Annotated in this window: 13 protein-coding genes; 6 read left to right on the forward strand and 7 right to left on the reverse strand. The window is 52.4% G+C overall.

Going from position 1 to position 17,056, the window contains the following annotated elements; translation table 11 throughout:
* Window positions 1–2: 2 nt before the first annotated feature.
* Together JWJ90_RS07815 and JWJ90_RS07820 are read left to right on the forward strand one after the other, a co-directional pair.
* A complete protein-coding gene (locus JWJ90_RS07815; protein WP_205226652.1) occupies window positions 3–1,685 on the forward strand; it encodes an ATP-binding protein in 1,683 nt (560 codons plus the stop codon).
* Between the two features lie 72 nt (window positions 1,686–1,757).
* The gene (locus tag JWJ90_RS07820) at window positions 1,758–3,092 is read left to right on the forward strand and encodes a diguanylate cyclase domain-containing protein (protein ID WP_205226653.1); all 1,335 of its coding nucleotides are present in this window, start codon (window positions 1,758–1,760) and stop codon (window positions 3,090–3,092) included.
* Here JWJ90_RS07820 and JWJ90_RS07825 read toward each other — a convergent pair.
* From JWJ90_RS07825 to JWJ90_RS07845, 5 genes are all read right to left on the reverse strand, one after another.
* On the reverse strand, window positions 3,064–3,519 hold the full coding sequence (locus tag JWJ90_RS07825; protein ID WP_205226654.1) for a CBS domain-containing protein: 456 nt from the start codon (window positions 3,517–3,519) through the stop codon (window positions 3,064–3,066). The two genes, JWJ90_RS07820 and JWJ90_RS07825, sit on opposite strands and share 29 nt — an antisense overlap.
* Window positions 3,513–5,114: an NAD(P)H-hydrate dehydratase gene (locus JWJ90_RS07830; protein WP_205226655.1), complete on the reverse strand. Its 1,602-nt coding sequence runs from the start codon at window positions 5,112–5,114 to the stop codon at window positions 3,513–3,515. The genes JWJ90_RS07825 and JWJ90_RS07830 overlap by 7 nt, the downstream gene beginning before the upstream one ends.
* Before the next feature lie 318 nt (window positions 5,115–5,432).
* Window positions 5,433–6,731 (reverse strand): LPS export ABC transporter permease LptF, encoded by a 1,299-nt coding sequence (gene lptF / locus JWJ90_RS07835; RefSeq protein ID WP_205226656.1) that lies wholly within the window; start codon window positions 6,729–6,731, stop codon window positions 5,433–5,435.
* On the reverse strand, window positions 6,721–8,100 hold the full coding sequence (locus JWJ90_RS07840; RefSeq protein ID WP_205226657.1) for a peptidoglycan DD-metalloendopeptidase family protein: 1,380 nt from the start codon (window positions 8,098–8,100) through the stop codon (window positions 6,721–6,723). Before JWJ90_RS07840 ends, lptF begins: the two co-directional genes overlap by 11 nt.
* Window positions 8,101–8,140: 40 nt before the next feature.
* Window positions 8,141–9,646 (reverse strand): Rne/Rng family ribonuclease, encoded by a 1,506-nt coding sequence (locus tag JWJ90_RS07845; protein ID WP_205226658.1) that lies wholly within the window; start codon window positions 9,644–9,646, stop codon window positions 8,141–8,143.
* Window positions 9,647–9,992: 346 nt separating this feature from the next.
* On the opposite strand from JWJ90_RS07845, the gene JWJ90_RS07850 reads away from it, so the two are divergent.
* The 4 genes from JWJ90_RS07850 (at window position 9,993) to JWJ90_RS07865 (ending at window position 13,525) form a co-directional block, all read left to right on the forward strand.
* Complete coding sequence (locus tag JWJ90_RS07850) at window positions 9,993–10,829, forward strand: glycosyltransferase family 2 protein (protein ID WP_205226659.1); 837 nt, start codon at window positions 9,993–9,995, stop codon at window positions 10,827–10,829.
* Between the two features lie 204 nt (window positions 10,830–11,033).
* Complete coding sequence (locus JWJ90_RS07855; RefSeq protein WP_205226660.1) at window positions 11,034–12,170, forward strand: SPL family radical SAM protein; 1,137 nt, start codon at window positions 11,034–11,036, stop codon at window positions 12,168–12,170.
* A 67-nt stretch (window positions 12,171–12,237) separates the two neighbouring features.
* The gene (locus JWJ90_RS07860) at window positions 12,238–12,522 is read left to right on the forward strand and encodes a hypothetical protein (protein WP_205226661.1); all 285 of its coding nucleotides are present in this window, start codon (window positions 12,238–12,240) and stop codon (window positions 12,520–12,522) included.
* A 214-nt stretch (window positions 12,523–12,736) separates the two neighbouring features.
* On the forward strand, window positions 12,737–13,525 hold the full coding sequence (locus JWJ90_RS07865; RefSeq protein WP_205226662.1) for an EI24 domain-containing protein: 789 nt from the start codon (window positions 12,737–12,739) through the stop codon (window positions 13,523–13,525).
* Between the two features lie 5 nt (window positions 13,526–13,530).
* Here the strand turns inward: JWJ90_RS07865 and JWJ90_RS07870 are convergent, their stop codons facing one another.
* Together JWJ90_RS07870 and JWJ90_RS07875 are read right to left on the reverse strand one after the other, a co-directional pair.
* Entirely contained in the window at window positions 13,531–14,436 is a 906-nt protein-coding gene (locus JWJ90_RS07870) for an RluA family pseudouridine synthase (protein ID WP_205226663.1), read from the reverse strand.
* A 362-nt stretch (window positions 14,437–14,798) separates the two neighbouring features.
* Complete coding sequence (locus JWJ90_RS07875; RefSeq protein WP_205226664.1) at window positions 14,799–16,613, reverse strand: hybrid sensor histidine kinase/response regulator; 1,815 nt, start codon at window positions 16,611–16,613, stop codon at window positions 14,799–14,801.
* Between the last annotated feature and the right edge of the window lie 443 nt (window positions 16,614–17,056).

A 17,056-nucleotide genomic window follows, 5' to 3' on the forward strand; every position in this document is an offset into this window, starting at 1 on the left:
CCATGGACGCCCCACACAACCATCAGAACGACCTTGCCGAGTTGGAATTGAAAGTCCAGCGTTTGGAGCAGGAGAATCAAAAGCTGCGTCAGAAAGCACGCCACGCCAACTCGGCCAATCAGGCAAAATCTGATTTCCTGGCCATGATCAGCCACGAGATCCGCACCCCCATGAACGGGGTTATAGGCATCTCTGAACTCCTTCTTGATACTGAGTTGCAACCCCGGCAGAAACATTTTGCCCAGTTGATTAAGACGTCCGCAACCAGCCTGATGACCCTGATTAATAATCTCCTTGATTTCAGCAAGATCGAGGCGAATAAGATGGCTCTGGAGGTGGAACCCTTTGATTTGCGCACCCTCATGGGCCAACTGCTTACACTTTATCAGGTTACGGGGAAGCGTAAAGGTCTCGCCATCACAGCCCGTATCGATCAGGGACTGGCACCGCTTTACAAAGGGGACTGGGTGCGCCTGCGGCAAGTCCTGGTCAACCTATTAGGCAATGCCATCAAATTTACAGAACAGGGCTCCGTGGAGTTGCAGGTCGAGTGCCTGGCCCAAAAGGAAGAGGGGGATTTTCTCAAATTCATGGTCCGTGATTCCGGGGTGGGGATTGCCGGGGAAGCCATGGATAAACTGTTTCAACCCTTCTCTCAGGTGGATAGCTCCTCGACCCGCCGTTACGGAGGGACTGGACTGGGGTTATCCATCTGTGCCAAGCTGATAAAGCTCATGGATGGGGAGTTCGGTGTGGACTCCGAATTTGGGGTCGGTTCAACCTTTTGGTTCACCCTGCTCTTACCCCGGGAAGATGTGGAGACGAAGGAGCATGGGGCTGCCATCCTTCCTGAATCCCAGGCCGAAAACCTTGATGTACAGAAGACTGATTCCGTAAGCTCGAATGATGGGCAAGGGCTCCGTTTGCTCCTGGTGGATGATGAAGAGACGAATCGGTTTGTTATGGCCGAGACCTTTCGCCGCACAAGTGTCGAAGTGGTGGTGGCTGCCAATGGCCAGGAAGCGATAGAGCTCTGTCGGGAAAACAATTTTCAGTTGATTCTCATGGATTGCCAGATGCCGGTTGTGGACGGCTATGAGGCCACGGAGAGGATTCTTGCAGAGGCGGAGCAGCAGCACCGGCCTACTCCCCCCATCGTTGCCTTGACAGCCGATGCCACAGCCGCGGCACGGAAACGGTGCCAGGAAGTTGGAATGGTCGATTATTTGGTCAAACCCCTTGATTTTAACCGGTTACAGCAGGTACTCTCTCGGTGGCTTCCAGAGCTGAAGACCTCGGTGGTCCCCAAATCCATGCAAAATGAGCAGTCGGTCGGTAGTATTGGCGCCAGTTCAATGGTGATTAACCCCATCAGCCTGGAACGATTACGGGAGCATGTGGGCGATATTACACCTGTTGTCGGTGTTTTTTTACGCTCATTGAATCGTCGTTTAGAGGAGTTGCGCCAGGCTGTAAGCTCCCAGGATGCAGAGGCGGTCAACAAGGTTGCCCACACCATGAAAGGCAGCAGCGGCCAGTTTGGTGCTGAGGAATTGGCCGCTCTTTGCCTGCAGGCCGAGCAGATGGGGAAAAATAAAAATTTGCGTTTGGGGGAAAAAATTCTTGCACAGATCGAGCAGGCTGTGGAGAAGGTGCATCAGTTTTTTAGTAAACAACTTGATTAATCAGCAGTTTATCCTACAATATCTGAGACGGGCCTCATCGTCGAAGCCCTTATGTTTTGGAGAAGCCAGGTTATGACAGTTTCCCTGTTATCGGGGGCCACTCCGGTCATTTTGATAGTTGATGACGACGAAGTCATTCGCATGCTCATGCGCCAATTCCTCGAAGGCGAGGGATACGTTGTGGTCGAGGCGGAAGATGGGCATGCCGCACTGGATATGGTGGCAGAACAGTCCTTTGATCTGGTGATTTTGGATATTGCCATGCCGGGAATTGATGGTCCCGGAGTCTGTGAGCAGATTCGGACGACCATGGCCGATCCGCCTCCAGTGCTCATGGTGACAGCGCTTGATGACGAAAAGAGTATTGAGCGATCCTATGGGGCCGGAGCCGTTGATTATATTCGTAAACCCCTGCGCTGGCCGGTACTCAAAAACCGTATTCGCTATATTCTGGGCTCACACCGGGCCAAGCAGGAACTTGAGCTGCTTTCCCGCAACTACGAGATGATTCTCGACGCCGCCGCAAACGGTATCTGCGGTGTCGATGACCGGGGGCTGATCAGTTATATTAATCCTGCCGCGCTGAAGATGCTGGGGTACAAAAATAGCGAGGTTCGCGGCGAACACTGCATGGATATTTTTAAAGTGTCTCTGCCCGGCAGCGAAGATTTTTCCGTGGACTGTTGCCCCTTCTTTACCCAGGGCGATGCCTCTATCAAGGTCTGCTATGATGAGGCACGGATGCTGCGCAAGGACGGCACCAGTTTTCCTGTGGATTTTCGTGCCACCCCTATTCGTCAGGGACACCGGCTGGTGGGGGGCGTCTTGGTGTTCCAGGATGTCACCGAGCGGCAGGAGGCGGCAGAGCTGATTCGCTATATGGCCAATCACGATTCCCTGACCAACCTGCCGAACCGCAACTATTTTCGCAGGCGACTGCCCCAGGCCATTTCTCTGGCCAAGCGTTACGGGCGCATTCTCTGTCTGCTCTTTATCGATCTGGATCGGTTCAAGCCCATCAACGACCAGTTCGGACATGGGGTGGGGGATATTGTTCTGATGCAGGTGGCGGAGCGGCTCCGTGGCGTGTTGCGCTCCTCTGATTCGGTCTGTCGATTAGGCGGGGATGAGTTTGTGATTTTGCTTGAAAGCACCGAGACCCTGGAAGGGGCAACCCTGGTTGCGCAGAAAGTGATCGAATCGCTCAATGAACCCATTGAGGCCAACGATCACATCTGCTTTATCGGTGCCAGTATCGGGATCTCGGTCTTCCCCAATGACTGCAGCGATGCCGAGACCATGCTCAGGCATGCCGACATCGCCATGTACGAGGCCAAGAAAAAAGGGCGGAACTGTTGGCAGCTCTATGAGCCCCTGGTCAGTTCCCCTGGGCAATCGTCCGAATAATATCCGACTTCCCTATAATTCCCACGAGTTGGTCTCCATCGAGGACGGGGAGGGTGTGGATTTTTTTCTCTGCCATCATGGTGGCCAGTTCATCGAGTTCTGTTTCCGGAGTGACACTCACCAGATCCTGCGAACAGATATCACCTACCTTGTAGCCAGCCATCTTCTTTATCTCTTTCTCTGTCTTCTCCGTTGATTCTAAAAAGACAAAGGCATCCAGAATAGCCACGGCAGTGGGGAGATGCACTTTCTTGTTTTGAAAGATAAGATCACTTTCCGTGACCACGCCAACCACCTTGTCGGCCTCGTCCACAACCGGAGCGCCGCTGATCTTTTTTTCGAGGAGCAGGGCGGCTAACTCGCGCACACTTGTCTGCGGATTCACAGTAATAACGTCTTGGGTCATGATATCGCGTGCTTTTAGCATAAATGCTCCTTTGGTTCGTTGTGAGTAAGACCGCCAAGTACCCGGGGCAGGGCCTGGGCAACCTCGGTGGCAGTGTATCCGTAAGGCTGGCTTTGGGCAAGAAAATCTGCTGCCAATCCATGCAGATACACTCCTAAAGTGGCGGCCTCCCAGGGGGGATACCCCTGAGCCAGTAGACCGCCGATTATTCCGGAGAGTACATCTCCCATACCCCCGGTGCCCATACCGGGGTTTCCGCTGGTGTTGAGCGCATAACGGCCATCATTGCCACTGACCACAGTACCCGCTCCTTTGAGAACGGTAATCAGGGCAGGGCAGTCGCTGGCTTCTGCCAGCCACTGGGATGCTTGCAAGCGATTGGCCTGAATCTCCCCAATGGAAATACCCAGCAGGCGGGCCATCTCGCCCGGGTGTGGTGTGAAGATACGGGGGCCTTGGGCCAGGCGAATGCTCTCCCGATGAGCCGCCAGAATATTGAGTCCATCGGCATCGATAACCATGGGGAGTGGCGAGTCACAGTAGAGTTGAAGAACCAGCTCAGCCGTTGACTTGTCAGTACCGATTCCCGGCCCGATCACCAGGGCGTCCTTGCCTTGCATCAGGGAATTTATCAGGGGGGAATCCTCGTGGGAGAGGGCTTTTGCCGAGGCGGGAAGTGCAATGGTCATTGCCTCGGCAAGGGCGGTTTCAAAGATCGGGTTGAGTTCTCTGGGCACACCGCAGCTGACCAGGCCGGTTCCCATGCGCAGCGCCCCCTGGGCACTTAAAAGAGCAGCTCCGGTTTTGCCCTCGGAACCCGCCAGGATGAAAAGATGTCCGTTTGCGCCCTTGTGGGCTTCTTTATTCCTTGATTTCAGCAGGTTCGCCGTGCTCGTGTCCAGAACCTCACCATTGAGCCCCATGGCCTCGACCACCTTGGTTGGAATGCCAATATCCACCCGTTCCAGATGGCCGACTCCAACACCACCATTATGATAGTGGCCCGGCTTGGGTTGGCCGTAGGTAACGGTGAGATCGGCATGCACCGAAATTCCCAATACAGCCCCTGTATCGGCGTTGAGACCTGAGGGGAGATCCACGCTGACCACCGGCATTTGGTGGCTTTCCCCCAAATGGTTGATGCAGTTGATTACATCGGAAAAATGGCCACTCACCTCGCGCTCAAGGCCCGTACCAAAGATGGAGTCCACCAGAGAGTGCATGGGATGTATGCGATTGAGCGTCAGGATTGTGTCGGCAAGGTTGAGCATTTTTTCCGAGAAATCCAGAACCTGGTAGGGGAGGCGCATTTGTTTGTAGATGGAGAAGTTTTGAGCGGCATCCCCCTTGAGTTCTTCAGGGTCGAGCAGGAAAAAAACAAAAGGATAGGCGCCTAACCCGTGGACTGTGCGCGCAATCACAAGGCCATCTCCGCCGTTATTCCCCGGCCCGGCAAAGATGCAGACGGTTTTCCCCGCCACCGAACCATAGTGTTGTTGCATGAAGTCCACCGTGCCTCGGCCTGCATTTTCCATGAGGACCATGCCGGGAATGCCTATTTCTTCAATGGTTTGACGATCAAGCTCACGCATTTGAGCAGCCAGGGCCAGTTGCATGCCAAAGTTCTCCGTGCGAAAGAGGTCAGCCCAATCTGCGTTTTTGATGCAACAAAAGCAGGTCAGGCTGGAAAGGTCTCGGGGATGAGATCTGGTTCAAAGAGGTATTTAGATATTCCCTGAAGCCGTGCAATCATCCACCTTTATGGATTCAGGTATACTATACAGCGGCTTAGACGGGGAGGCAATGTTGTTAGAGCTTGAAAAAATGGAAGAACTTTGGAGGGGAATCTGAAAAAGAGAGGCTGAAGCACCGTGCCTTGCAGAAGCATACAGCACTTCAACCTTTGTTAGCTTTGTCAGTTTGCGGAAGTCCCCTTACGGTTTCCTCTCCCTGTGGCGTGAACGGGTAAAAATGCGCCATGGGCGTCGTAGAAACGGGGTCAGGGTACGCTCGCAAAAGAGTGCACTCCAGTGTTGGAGCCATTCAGGCAGCAGGGGCCGCTCCAGGTTGACCCGATAGATAATAACCACGGTCAGCAGCAGAAAAAGAATATTCGGTAGCCACATCCCCAGTACCAGAGGCAAAGAGCCTTCTTCAACCATCATGCCGGTGGTTGTGTAGGTGATGTAATAAAGAATAAAAAAGCCAAGGCCCAGAGGAATTCCCACTGCCCGTCGTCCTGGGGCGGCCTGCAGCCCCAAAGGCAGCCCCAGTAGACTGAGGATGAAGCATCCCACCGGCAGGACCAAGCGTTTGTGGTACTCGCTGAGGTAATTTATGGCAGCCTTTGAGCCGGGTTCGGCGTTATGGGCCGCCTCCAGGAGTTGTGCCTGGCTCATGGTACCACGGCTTCGATGAGTCACATTTTCTTTGCCCACCCGGGTGGGCAACTGCAAACCAATCTGCAGCTGGTAGCGGCCAAAGCCTATCACCTGGCTGTCCTTGCCCTGGTTATTGTGCAGGCTCCCATCCTCCAGGACGATGGTCATGCGCAGGTTATCCATATCCGGTTCCATGTGGCCTCGTTTTGCCAATGTGATAATGGGCTGGGTGCGCCCACGCATGTCGGAAACATAGACACCATGCCACTGATTGTGATCATCAATGCGGTCGACATAGAGCACGATATCCCCCAGAGCTTGGGTGAACTCATGGGGGCGAATACCGTGTTCGATTTTTTCCATGGCCAGCTGAAACATCAGCTGTTTGAAACCAAGTTCACCCACGGGAATGAGGCGAATAGAGAAATAGCCCGTCAGGCTTGCAATGGCAGCGGCTGTAAGAATCACAGGAGGAAGCATCTGCCGGAGGCTGACCCCGCAGGCCTTAAGCGCAAGGATTTCCCGGTCGTTGGTCAGTCGAGTGAAGCCGACAATCACCCCGGCCATGGAGGCCATGGGGATGATGTAGAGCAACATATGGGGAAAGATATAGGCAAAGAGTCGGATGAAATCAGCGGCTCCGATCTGGAGCGAGAGCACAACCTCGAGAAGCGGAATCAGCCGCACCAGAAAAAAAACGCCATAGAGGATGAGGAAGCTGGCAAAAAAAGGGGCGAGCAACTCATTGGCGATGTAGCTGTACAGCAGCCAGGGAAAAGCAAAGGCTGCCTTCGCATTTTTTGCTGATACTCCCCTTTGGGGAGGTTGCACCATAGACTGATCAGGATTCATCTAGCGCAGATGTAATATTGATAGTAATCCAGCGTTGATCCCACCATTCAAGCGGGTTGACAAAAATACCGTGGATGAGCATGGAAAAATGAAGATGATCGCCACCGGCCATTCCGGTTGCTCCGGAATGGGCAATAGGCTGATCTTTTTTAACAAGGGCACCCACCGAGGTTTCGATACTGCTGAGATGGGAGTAGAGGCTCGCCACCCCCTGACCATGGTCGATGATAATCATGTTGCCGTAAATCCCCAGATAGTCGGCAAAAATGACCTTGCCTCGGTTTGCCGCCCGAATTTCGGCTTTGGCCACCGAGGCAATATCCATCCCCAGGTGGGTTTGGTAATCCACAGCCTGTCCATTGTATACATAAGTGCGCTGGTCGGCAAAACCGGCACGACCGGCACCGGGCATACGGAGAAAGCGATCGCTCCAATATTGAACGGGATCGGTCTGACCACAGATGCGCGCAATGACCTGATTATTTTGTTTGCGCACCTGATTGTTGACAAAGAGATACTGATTAAGCAGGCTACCCTGCATCTGTGGATAGTGCTGTGCAAACTCTGGGATTTTTTTCTTGAAAAAACCATCGCTTAAACGAATGGTATCATGTCTTTCTGGTACGGCGGTGAAGGTGGGAGAAAAACTCACCGTCCCCTCATTACCCGCTGCATCGTAGGCGACAACGCGGGTGCCGCTCGGAGGCTGCGCATTCCAGGGCAAGGCAAAGTAGGCCACATAGGTATCCTTCTTTCCGGTGGGATAGCCAGGGAAAAAAGTGGAGTCAATCAGTACGCCCTGGCGGGTGGGCATTTCGCCAACTGTGTAGACGACAAGCCCGGTGCTGCCCGGTTTGATGACCCGTTGGCCATGTACCAAACCCACCCTGGGGGGAACGGTATCCATAATGACCGGAATGCGACGGACTGTTTCATTGCCCTTGAGCATACCGCTTAAGGAAAAGTCTCGTACCGTAATGACCAGTTGAGCCGCCCCTTGCCTGATCCCTGCTTTCTGGGCATCAATAAGAACTTTTTCATTGAGCAGTTGGGGGCCAGCCGGTTTGAACCATGCCTTACGGGGAAAGTGACGTTCAAGAACCGTGACGGTACTTTCCCCCTGCTGCAGAGAAACGTTCAACTCTTGAATGCCGCTTTTGCTATCCGCCGCCTGCAGGGGCAGTTGCATGGTGGTGCCAAGGTATTTAACCTCTTTGTCCAGGGTCAAGGTTGGCTGTTCAAACTCAAAGAGCAAAAAGGCGGCAAAGCCTCCGGCAAGAAGGGCAGCGGTCAGGAGCGCTGCAAAAAACATCTTGAAAAAACCGCCTCGTTTTCGGGAAGAACCACGGAGTCGAATCTGAGTAGACATGGGAGAAGAAGGCTAAGGTGAAGGTGGCGAAGAAAGGGGATTACTCATTCCAGATAACATCATAACGTTTGATGTGCATCTCGGGTACGGGAATTATGGAAAACCGTTTCCCGGTCTGCTCTTCCAAGAGCTCAATGGTAAAAGATTCTTCGTTGAGAAGCATGTCGGCGATATGGGGATGCACTTTGATCGTCACATGCGAACCGCCAATTTTTCGGGCATCACGAATGATTTTGCGAAAGATTTCATGGCAGATGGTGCGGCGTGACTTGATAAAACCATCCCCCCCGCAGTAGAGGCAGGGCTCGCACATGGTCTGCATCAAACTTTCGGAAAGCCGCTTTCTGGTCATCTGGACCAGGCCGAATTCAGAAAGCTTGAGGATATTGACCTTGCTCTTGTCATCGCGCATGGCTTCCTGAAAGGCATCATAGAGCTCTTCCCGGTGATCTTCATTCTCCATGTCGATGAAGTCGATGATGATGATGCCGCCCAGATTGCGCAACCGCAGCTGCCGGGCAATTTCCCGCACCGCCTCCATATTGGTTTTGAAGATCGTTTCCGCAAGGTCATGGGCGCCCACGTACCGGCCTGTATTGACATCGATCACGGTCAGGGCCTCGGTGGGTTCGATGATGATATACCCGCCTGAACGCAGCCAGACTTTTTTATCCAGGGCGCTGTTGATATCGGCTTCGACCCCGTAACGCTCGAAAAGCGGCAGATCGGAGTTGTAGTAGGTGATCTTATCACGGAGCTGTGGAGCAAAGGTCTGGGCATAGGAAAGGAGCTGCTCATAGACCTCGTAGTTGTCGATGACCAGCTCGTTGGTGACCTCGGTGAAAAAATCACGGACCGCCCGGAGAATTATATCCAGATCTTTGTAAATCAGGCAGGGGGCAGTAGATTTAGCGGTTTTGGTGAGAATCTCATCCCAGAGCAGCAAAAGAAACTCCATGTCTGCTTCCAGAGCCTCGCTCCCGATATTCTCTGCCACCGTTCGCATGATGAACCCGGTTCCCGGTGGCCGCAGAACCTCGATCTTATCGCGTAGCAGCTGACGGGTATCCTCGTCTTCAATTTTACGCGAGATGCCGATATGATCGGTCAGCGGCATGAAGACCAGGTTGCGGCAGGGCAGGGTGATATTGCAGGTTAGACGGGCACCCTTGGAGCCAATGGGTTCTTTGGCGATCTGGACCAGAATTTCCTGTCCTTCATGGAGGATGTCATCGATTGCGGGATTTTCCGGCAAATCGGCAGGCGGCGTTGAGCGGAGCTTATGCCCCGGCATCAACCGCTGAAAGTTGTCTGAGAAGATGTACTGCGCCTCGTCGACATACAAAAAGCCGGTCCGTTCCAGGCCGATTTCGACAAAGGCGGCATCAATCCCCGGCAGTACCCGAACGACCCGGCCCAGGTATATGTTGCCGATCAACCCTTTTTCTGAAACCCGCTCCAGGTGAAATTCGCGCAGATTGCCGTTTTCAACCAGGGCGATCCGGTTTTCGTAGAAGGTTGCATTGATGAGAATGTCTGTGTACATACTCTACTTTGGAATTTTGAGTGGAGAGTCTTCCTGTTTGCCAGCAACTGTCTGGGGAATTTTCCATACCAATTGTGACAAGATGTCTATCCTGAATCTTAAACGGCGTGCTTTTGAATGCTCACGGATTCAGGTTTCTGAGAAATCCGGGGGGGAAGCTGGGGCCAAGCAATAGCTACTTCAAGCCCGGCACGGGGAAAGGGAACGTCCTTTTCCCAAAAGGAATCGAGCCTCGGATTTAGGTCATTAAAATCGCTTACTATACTATACCGTGGATAAACCGCCAGTCTTAATTGGCCGGGGGCTCCACCGTGTTCGGCTTCAAGGTCCATCAGGCCATGCATTTATGATTTCTGTTATTCTTCCCACCTATAACCGTGCCGGATTTCTCAAGCGGTCTATTGGTTCGATTCTTGCGCAGGAAAGACGCTGTGACGAGCTGATTGTCATCGATGACGGCTCAACCGATGCAACGCAAGCGATCGTGAAAAAATTAGCAGCCACGTCCCCTGTTCCCCTTCGCTATTTCTACCAGGAAAACCAGGGAGCGGCGGCGGCACGCAACAAAGGCATCCAAGCCGCCCAGGGAGATCTACTGGCCTTTTTGGATTCCGATGACCAGTGGTTGCCCGCAAAGCTCGCCTTGCAGGCAAAGGCTTTTGAGTCCGATTCGGAGCTACTCATCTCGCACACGCGGGAGATCTGGTATCGTGGCGGCAAACGGGTCAACCAGAAAAAAAAACATGATCCACCCAGCGGAAATATCTTTGCAGCCAGCCTTAAAATGTGTGTGGTGGGAATGTCAACCACCATGGCCCGCCGGCAACTCTTTGAGCGCTATGGACTTTTTGATGAAACGCTTCCCTGCTGCGAGGATTACGACCTCTGGTTGCGGGTGAGTTACAACGAACCCTTTTTTCTTGTGTCTGAACCGTTGACGGCCAAAGACGGGGGGAGAGAAGACCAGTTGTCTGCAATGCACCGGCTGGGAATGGATGTCTATCGCATTCGCTCCCTGTGTAAGCTGCTCGATTCCACCGTGCTCAACTCACAGCAACAACAGGCCGCTGTCGATGAGCTGGTGCGCAAATGTGGCATCTACGGCCAGGGCTGCACCAAGCACGGACGGCCGGACGAGGGCGCGGAGTATGCCGCACTGGCCACAAAATATCAGAGACTTTAGGGTGTCTTGAATAATTTGATTTTTCAATCAAGGCCAGATAAGCGCAGACTTCGAGGATTGCGCAAAATTTTACCGCAGGCATATGTGTGATATTCCGAGGATAAAATTTTAAGCGTGACGAGGTAAGCGCCAGACTCCGCGGGATTGGAAGAAAAAGCAATTATTCAAGATTCCCTTTATTGTTAACACCAACCGGTTATTCTCGTGAAACAACATACCTCCTACGGTGATCCTGCGCGTTTTGTTACCCATATCCATGTGGCCCAGGACTGCCTTGATCTGCCCTATACCCAAGAAATCATAGCCCGAGCCAAATTACCGGTCACGGTTGTTCCCGAGCGTGGTGTGCCTGCCATTGCCGGAGAGTATCCCTTTAACCTCACGGCCGGAAAGCATCACCTCCTGCTCTGCCGTAATCGCGGGACCTTTTTTAAGCCCTGTCCGGGAACGCGAGAATATCGTTGCTGCGATTATCAGGTGCTCAATATTGGCATGAACTGCCCCATGGACTGTGTCTATTGCATCTTGCAGGCCTATCTCAACAACCCCTGGCTCAGTTTCTTTGTCAATATCGAGGATCTCTTTCACGAACTCGATCAGGGACTTGATAGTGAGCCGGATCGGTTCTTTCGCATTGGAACCGGAGAGTTCACCGACAGCCTAGCCATAGATAGTCTCACCAATCTCAGCAGTCGTCTGGTGGAGTACATGGCAAAGAGGCCAAACGCGGTGCTTGAACTCAAGTCCAAGAGTGTGAATATCGAGAACCTGGAGGGGCTTGACCACAGAGGGCGAACCCTGGTTGCCTGGTCGCTCAACTCAGGCCCCATCATGGAGCGGGAAGAGATTCGAACCGCCACCTTGGAAGAGCGCCTTGCCGCGGCCAAACAGTGTGCGCAGTGGGGCTACCGGTTGGCCTTTCATTTTGACCCGATCATTTACCATGAGGGCTGGGAAGAAGGGTACAAAGCAACCATTGATCGTCTCTTTCAGGTGGTGCCTGCCGAGTCCATCGCCTGGATCAGTCTGGGGGCGCTCCGTTACCTACCACCCCTCAAGCAAATCGCTGCCGATCGTTTTCCCGCCTCACGCTTTTTTTATGAAGAATTCATCGATGGCCTGGATGGAAAACGGCGATATTTTCGCGGCCAACGGGTGGAGATGTACAAGGTGATTCTGGAGCGGCTTCGCCTCTATGCCCACCCCAGGACCTGTATGTATTTTTGCATGGAAAACGACACCATCTGGCGCGAGGTTTTTGGCTTTGCCCCGGAAGAATACGGCGGAATCCCAGCCATGCTTGATCGCTCGGTGGGATGGGAACCAAAGTCTCCAACCTGAAGGGGCGGAGAACGAAAGATGCGGAGCTCGTCCTAAAGATCCAGGCTCAACCTTTAAGGGAGGTAATATGGGTTGGTTACCAATTATGGAAAAAGGAAAAAAAGGTGGCTGTCAGTCCAGTTGGCCACTTTTTTACATGAATGATTTTTCCCAGCTGGGCTTGGTGGTCTCATCGATAGAGAGGGCTCTTGCAGCCTTGCGCTCGCATGGCTTTTTTGTTCATCAGGAGCAGGACAGCACCCTGGTGGAAATTAGCGAGCAAGGGCAGCTTGGCAAGATCATGCTGACCCTGCAGAACGAAAAGCTTGACGTTGAGATGTCTGACCTGGTGAGCTGCGTCTACCAGGGCTGATAAAAAACATCCCTGCCCGGCGGGCAGGAACGCATCTTCAGCAAGAAGTTTCTGGCATGAACCTGAATTCGTGAGCAGTGAGTTCAGGTTCATGCTTGTTGGCTGAGTCTCGAAGCGGTATAGTCCTTCCCTCCTGATGAGGGAGGTAGCGCTAGCCTGCACCCCTCTCCTCCACACACGAACAACTCCATCTAATCAGACTTTTTTCTTCGTTATGAACACAGCAACATCTGCTTCCGGACGTCCCGCCAACGGCTGGGTGCCCCTTGGTTTTTCCTTTGCCTTTATTTTTCGCTATCCCCGCCTGCTGGGCTGGAGCCTTATCCTGGTATTGATCACCGGCGGCCTCACCTGGGGAGGCTATCTCTTCACCGTGGATTTCATCGATCACCTGACGGGCTCTTTTTTTACCACACCCCCGGAAGGCAATGCAATTTGGCATCTGCCACTTCTCTGGGGGTGGACTGCGCTGAAATGGATCTTTGTTATTCTCTCTCGGGTGGTGGCCTTTTATCTCGCCTTTGTTGTTGCCTACTCCCTGACGACACCCGGCTATGTCTTTTTAAGCAACTGGGCGGGGAATCGATTCTGCCAGCAGGCGGCTGATGGAGAGGCAGGCATCAGTCTTGGTGGTGTACTGATTGATCTCTGGGAGGGAATTAAAATTGGTGCCATGGGGATTGTGGTCTCCCTACTGGCCCTCATGGCTAATTTTATCCCTGTCGTGGGACAGGCTGCGGTTTTCTGTATCTATGCCTTTTATTCGGCCCTAATGTTTATTGACTATCCCGCCTCACGCTACCGCTGGAGCCTGGGACGTAAACTGCGCTGGATCCGTCTTCATCCCAACCAGGCTTTTCGTTTGGGGCTGTTCCCAGCCATGATCAGTATGGTGCCGATTTTAAATATTTTTTTTATGGCGCTCTTTTTTCCCTTGTTTACAGTGCACACCACCTTGAATTTTCTGACCATTGAAGGGAAGAACAAGCCGGTAGCAACCTGATTTTGTTACATCTTCGGCTCTGCTTGAGGACCTGTTGTCTGCTCCCCACCTCGCATGAGCTTTTGCAACTTCTGCGGTAGTGGCAGCGTTAGTTCCATGGTTGTTCCCGTGGTGGGGTGGACAAAGCGGAGCAACGAGGCATGAACCGCCAAACGCTTGATCGGGTCCTCCTTGCTGCCGTACTTTTTATCGCCCACCACCGGGTGGCCCAGATCGGCCAGGTGGACCCGCAACTGGTTCTTGCGCGCGGTTGCCAGGCTGACCTCAACCAGGGTATAATTTGCGCTGCTGCGTACCACCTGGTAGCTGGTCTCTGCGTACTTACTGCCAGTGGTTTGTTTTCCTGCGGCATACATGCGATGGATTTTTGATTCACAGAGATAGTTCTTCACGGTTCCCTTTGCCGGCTGCAGCTGTCCTTCAACCACCACCAGGAATTTTTTCTCCACTGTAGCCCAGGCCTTTTGCAGGGCATGTTGCGCTGCTTCATTCTTGGCAAAGAGCAAGAGCCCGGAGGCCCCCTGGTCCAGGCGATGCACTATAAAGCCCCGATCTTTTTCCTGAGGCCGTTTGCTCAGGCAACTGCTGAGCTTGTAAAAAACGGTTTTTTTCTTCTCACTGGCAGAGGCAATGGTCAGCAGGCCAGCAGGTTTATCAATGACAATAATATCTTGATCCTCATAGACGATATGTAAGTCCGGGCATTCTTCAGGCCGCTCGGACACCTCTTTTTCTGTGGAAATGGTCAGCGTTGCACCAGATTTGAGTTCTGTCTCCAGACGGTTGACCGGGGATCCGTCAACCTGGATAGCGCGGTATTTGAGTAGCTGTTTGATCTTGGTTTTGGAGTAGCCGCGAGCAAGTAAAAAGGAAAGAACAGTGGAATCCTTGTGGACGGGTATGGATTGCATAAAGATCTCCGGTGGCTGTGTTATGAGCCTTGGGCGGGTTGAAAACGTATACCTGAATCCGTGACGGCGGATGGTCTCTGAATAACATATTCAGTTGATAATGCAGAAATTTTCAAACTAATTTATTTGCTATTCAGTTTCACCCACCGCCCTTTGGGGCATCCATTAGTACGCCACCTTCACTCTTCGTAACAAGCCGATAAAGTATACTTTATTCGACATGTCACAAACAGCGAAGCTGACACACCAATGAATGCTCACGGATCCAGGGTATAGAAAAGAGGGTGAATGACGTGTGGAGGAGCGCCTTTGAGCAGAACCTTTTTTAAGAAAGCTTTTCGTAACCAGGCTGTGGTCGTAATTTAGCTGTCAAGTACACGCCGTACGCAATGAGCCAGGTCTGCCATGATCACGGGTTTATTGAGAAAGCCCTCAATGCCGATGACACGTGACTTATCACTGGTGAGCTGTTCGCTAAAACCGGTACATATAATAACTTTGGCATCTGAGCGGAGCAGTTTGATCTTTTTGTAGAGCTGTAAGCCCGTCATCTGGGGCATGGTCAGGTCGGCAATGACCAGATCGATGGTACTTGATAAGCTGCGATAGGCTTCCAGTGCATCAAAACCACTGAGGCGGACCGTCACTTTATAGCCGAGACGCTCTAGCATACTGGTGGTCACATCGGCAATGGATTTTTCGTCATCCACTAAAAGAATATGCTCGCTTCCTCGAGGCATGGGCTCCTGAGGATCGATGGCAAGCTGCGGGCTGGTTTCGGCCACTTCGACCACCGGAAAATAGAGGGTAAAGGTCGTCCCCTTGCCCAAGGTGCTGGCAACGCGGATTTCACCGCCGTAGCCACGAAGGATGCCCAGTACCACCGCCAGCCCCAATCCTGTTCCCTTGCCACGGGATTTGGTGGTGAAATAGGGATCAAAGATTTTGGTCATGGTCGCCTCGTCCATGCCATGACCCGTATCTTCAACGGTCAACTGTTGATACAACCCCGGTGTGATCGAGAGGTCGTCAAAGGCTCCCAATCCCAAGGTCATGGTTTCAAGGCGAATATTTAACTGGCCTCCCGTTTCCTCCATGGCGTGGTAGGCGTTGGTCATCAAGTTCATCAGGATCTGGTGCAACTGCGTAGAGTCGGCCATAATACGAGGGCATGATTCAGGCAGATGCATCTTGATTTCTATGGTGGTGGGCAGAGTAGGGTGGACGAGCTTGACGACTTCTTCAATAATGTCTGTCAGACAGACCGGTTGGATTTCCTGATCGACCTGGCGGCTGAAGGTGAGGATCTGTTTGACCAGATCACGTGCTCGACGTGAAGCCTCGAGGATGCCACGGCAATGTTCAGCAGCCTCTGAATTGATATCGCTCTCCACTAACATCAACTCGGCTCTGCCCATGATCGGTGCGAGGATGTTGTTGAAGTCGTGGGCAATACCACCGGCCAGACTGCCTATGGCCTCAAGTTTTTGTGTCTGCTGCAGCTGCTTTTCAAAGGCCTTGTTTTCATTTCTGAGTTTCACCTGCTCAGTAATGTCGATGACGGTGACAAAAACTTTTTTCCAACTTTTCTCAAATCCGCTGGCAACCACCACCCGCCGCTCAACGGTAAGCACCCGTCCATCCAGGCTGTTGTTTTCAAACAGAAATTGGGCAGTTTTCTTTTTCAGCAGGAGCATGACTGTTTGCAGAAAGACCAGATTCTGTGACTCGGGTAAAATGGCGGTGAGATGGAGCAGGTCTTCTTTTTTGTTTGCCCCGTAGAGGGTGAGTGCTGCTCGATTGGCTGCATTGACCCGAACCATGTCAATGCAGCGTCTGAGGCTTTCCGGGTGCTGCTCAAAGTAGCTCTCCAGATCACTGACCCCTTCATTTTCAAGGCGATCAAGGAAATTTTTGACCGAACTCAGATCCTCTTCAAGAAGGGCGATGGGCGAGTGCTCAAAGAGGAGGGCATAGCGCTCTTCTGTTTCTGCGAGTTGTTTTGATTTATTCGTGATAATCCGTTTTTTTCTTTGGTTGAGTACCAGGAGGATAATAAGCAGACCAAGAACCACAATCAAACCTATGTCCGTGGGACGAATCTGTGTGGACATCGTCAGCAGTTCGGAAAAGTAGCTGAAAAGCCGCCACAGTATGGAAGAAGAGTTTTCGGTCATGGGGAGTACAATAAAAAACAATAAGGAGGAAACGCAAACCAGGGAAGCGTTCTACTCTATCGGTAACTCTGTTGTCGAGCGATTGGGCGTGCCCATGTTTTCTGCAATCCCCTCTATTGTAGAGGGGCGGCTTTTACCTTGTCAAAAAGAAATGGAGTAAAAACAAGGTGAAATAGAAAAATGAACAGAAATCACCCGGCTGCTTGGCTGTCCCAACGACCCTCGAACCGTTGCTTTCCAGGGGCCCGCTGATATGAGGCCGCGTACTTCGTATGAGGACTCTGTGGTTGGGAAAATGTTGTTCAACGTGGGCGCTTGCAAAAATGGGGGCGGATGATGCCATTTTCAGCATGCCTGGTGCGTGATTATCTGCTACCAATAGCAGCAATGAGACTGTGAATATAGGGCGACAAGCCAGTAAGGTCAGGGGAGAGGTGGGAAAA

The organism is Desulfobulbus rhabdoformis, from assembly GCF_016919065.1.
GTDB classification, from domain to species: Bacteria; Desulfobacterota; Desulfobulbia; order Desulfobulbales; family Desulfobulbaceae; genus Desulfobulbus; species Desulfobulbus rhabdoformis.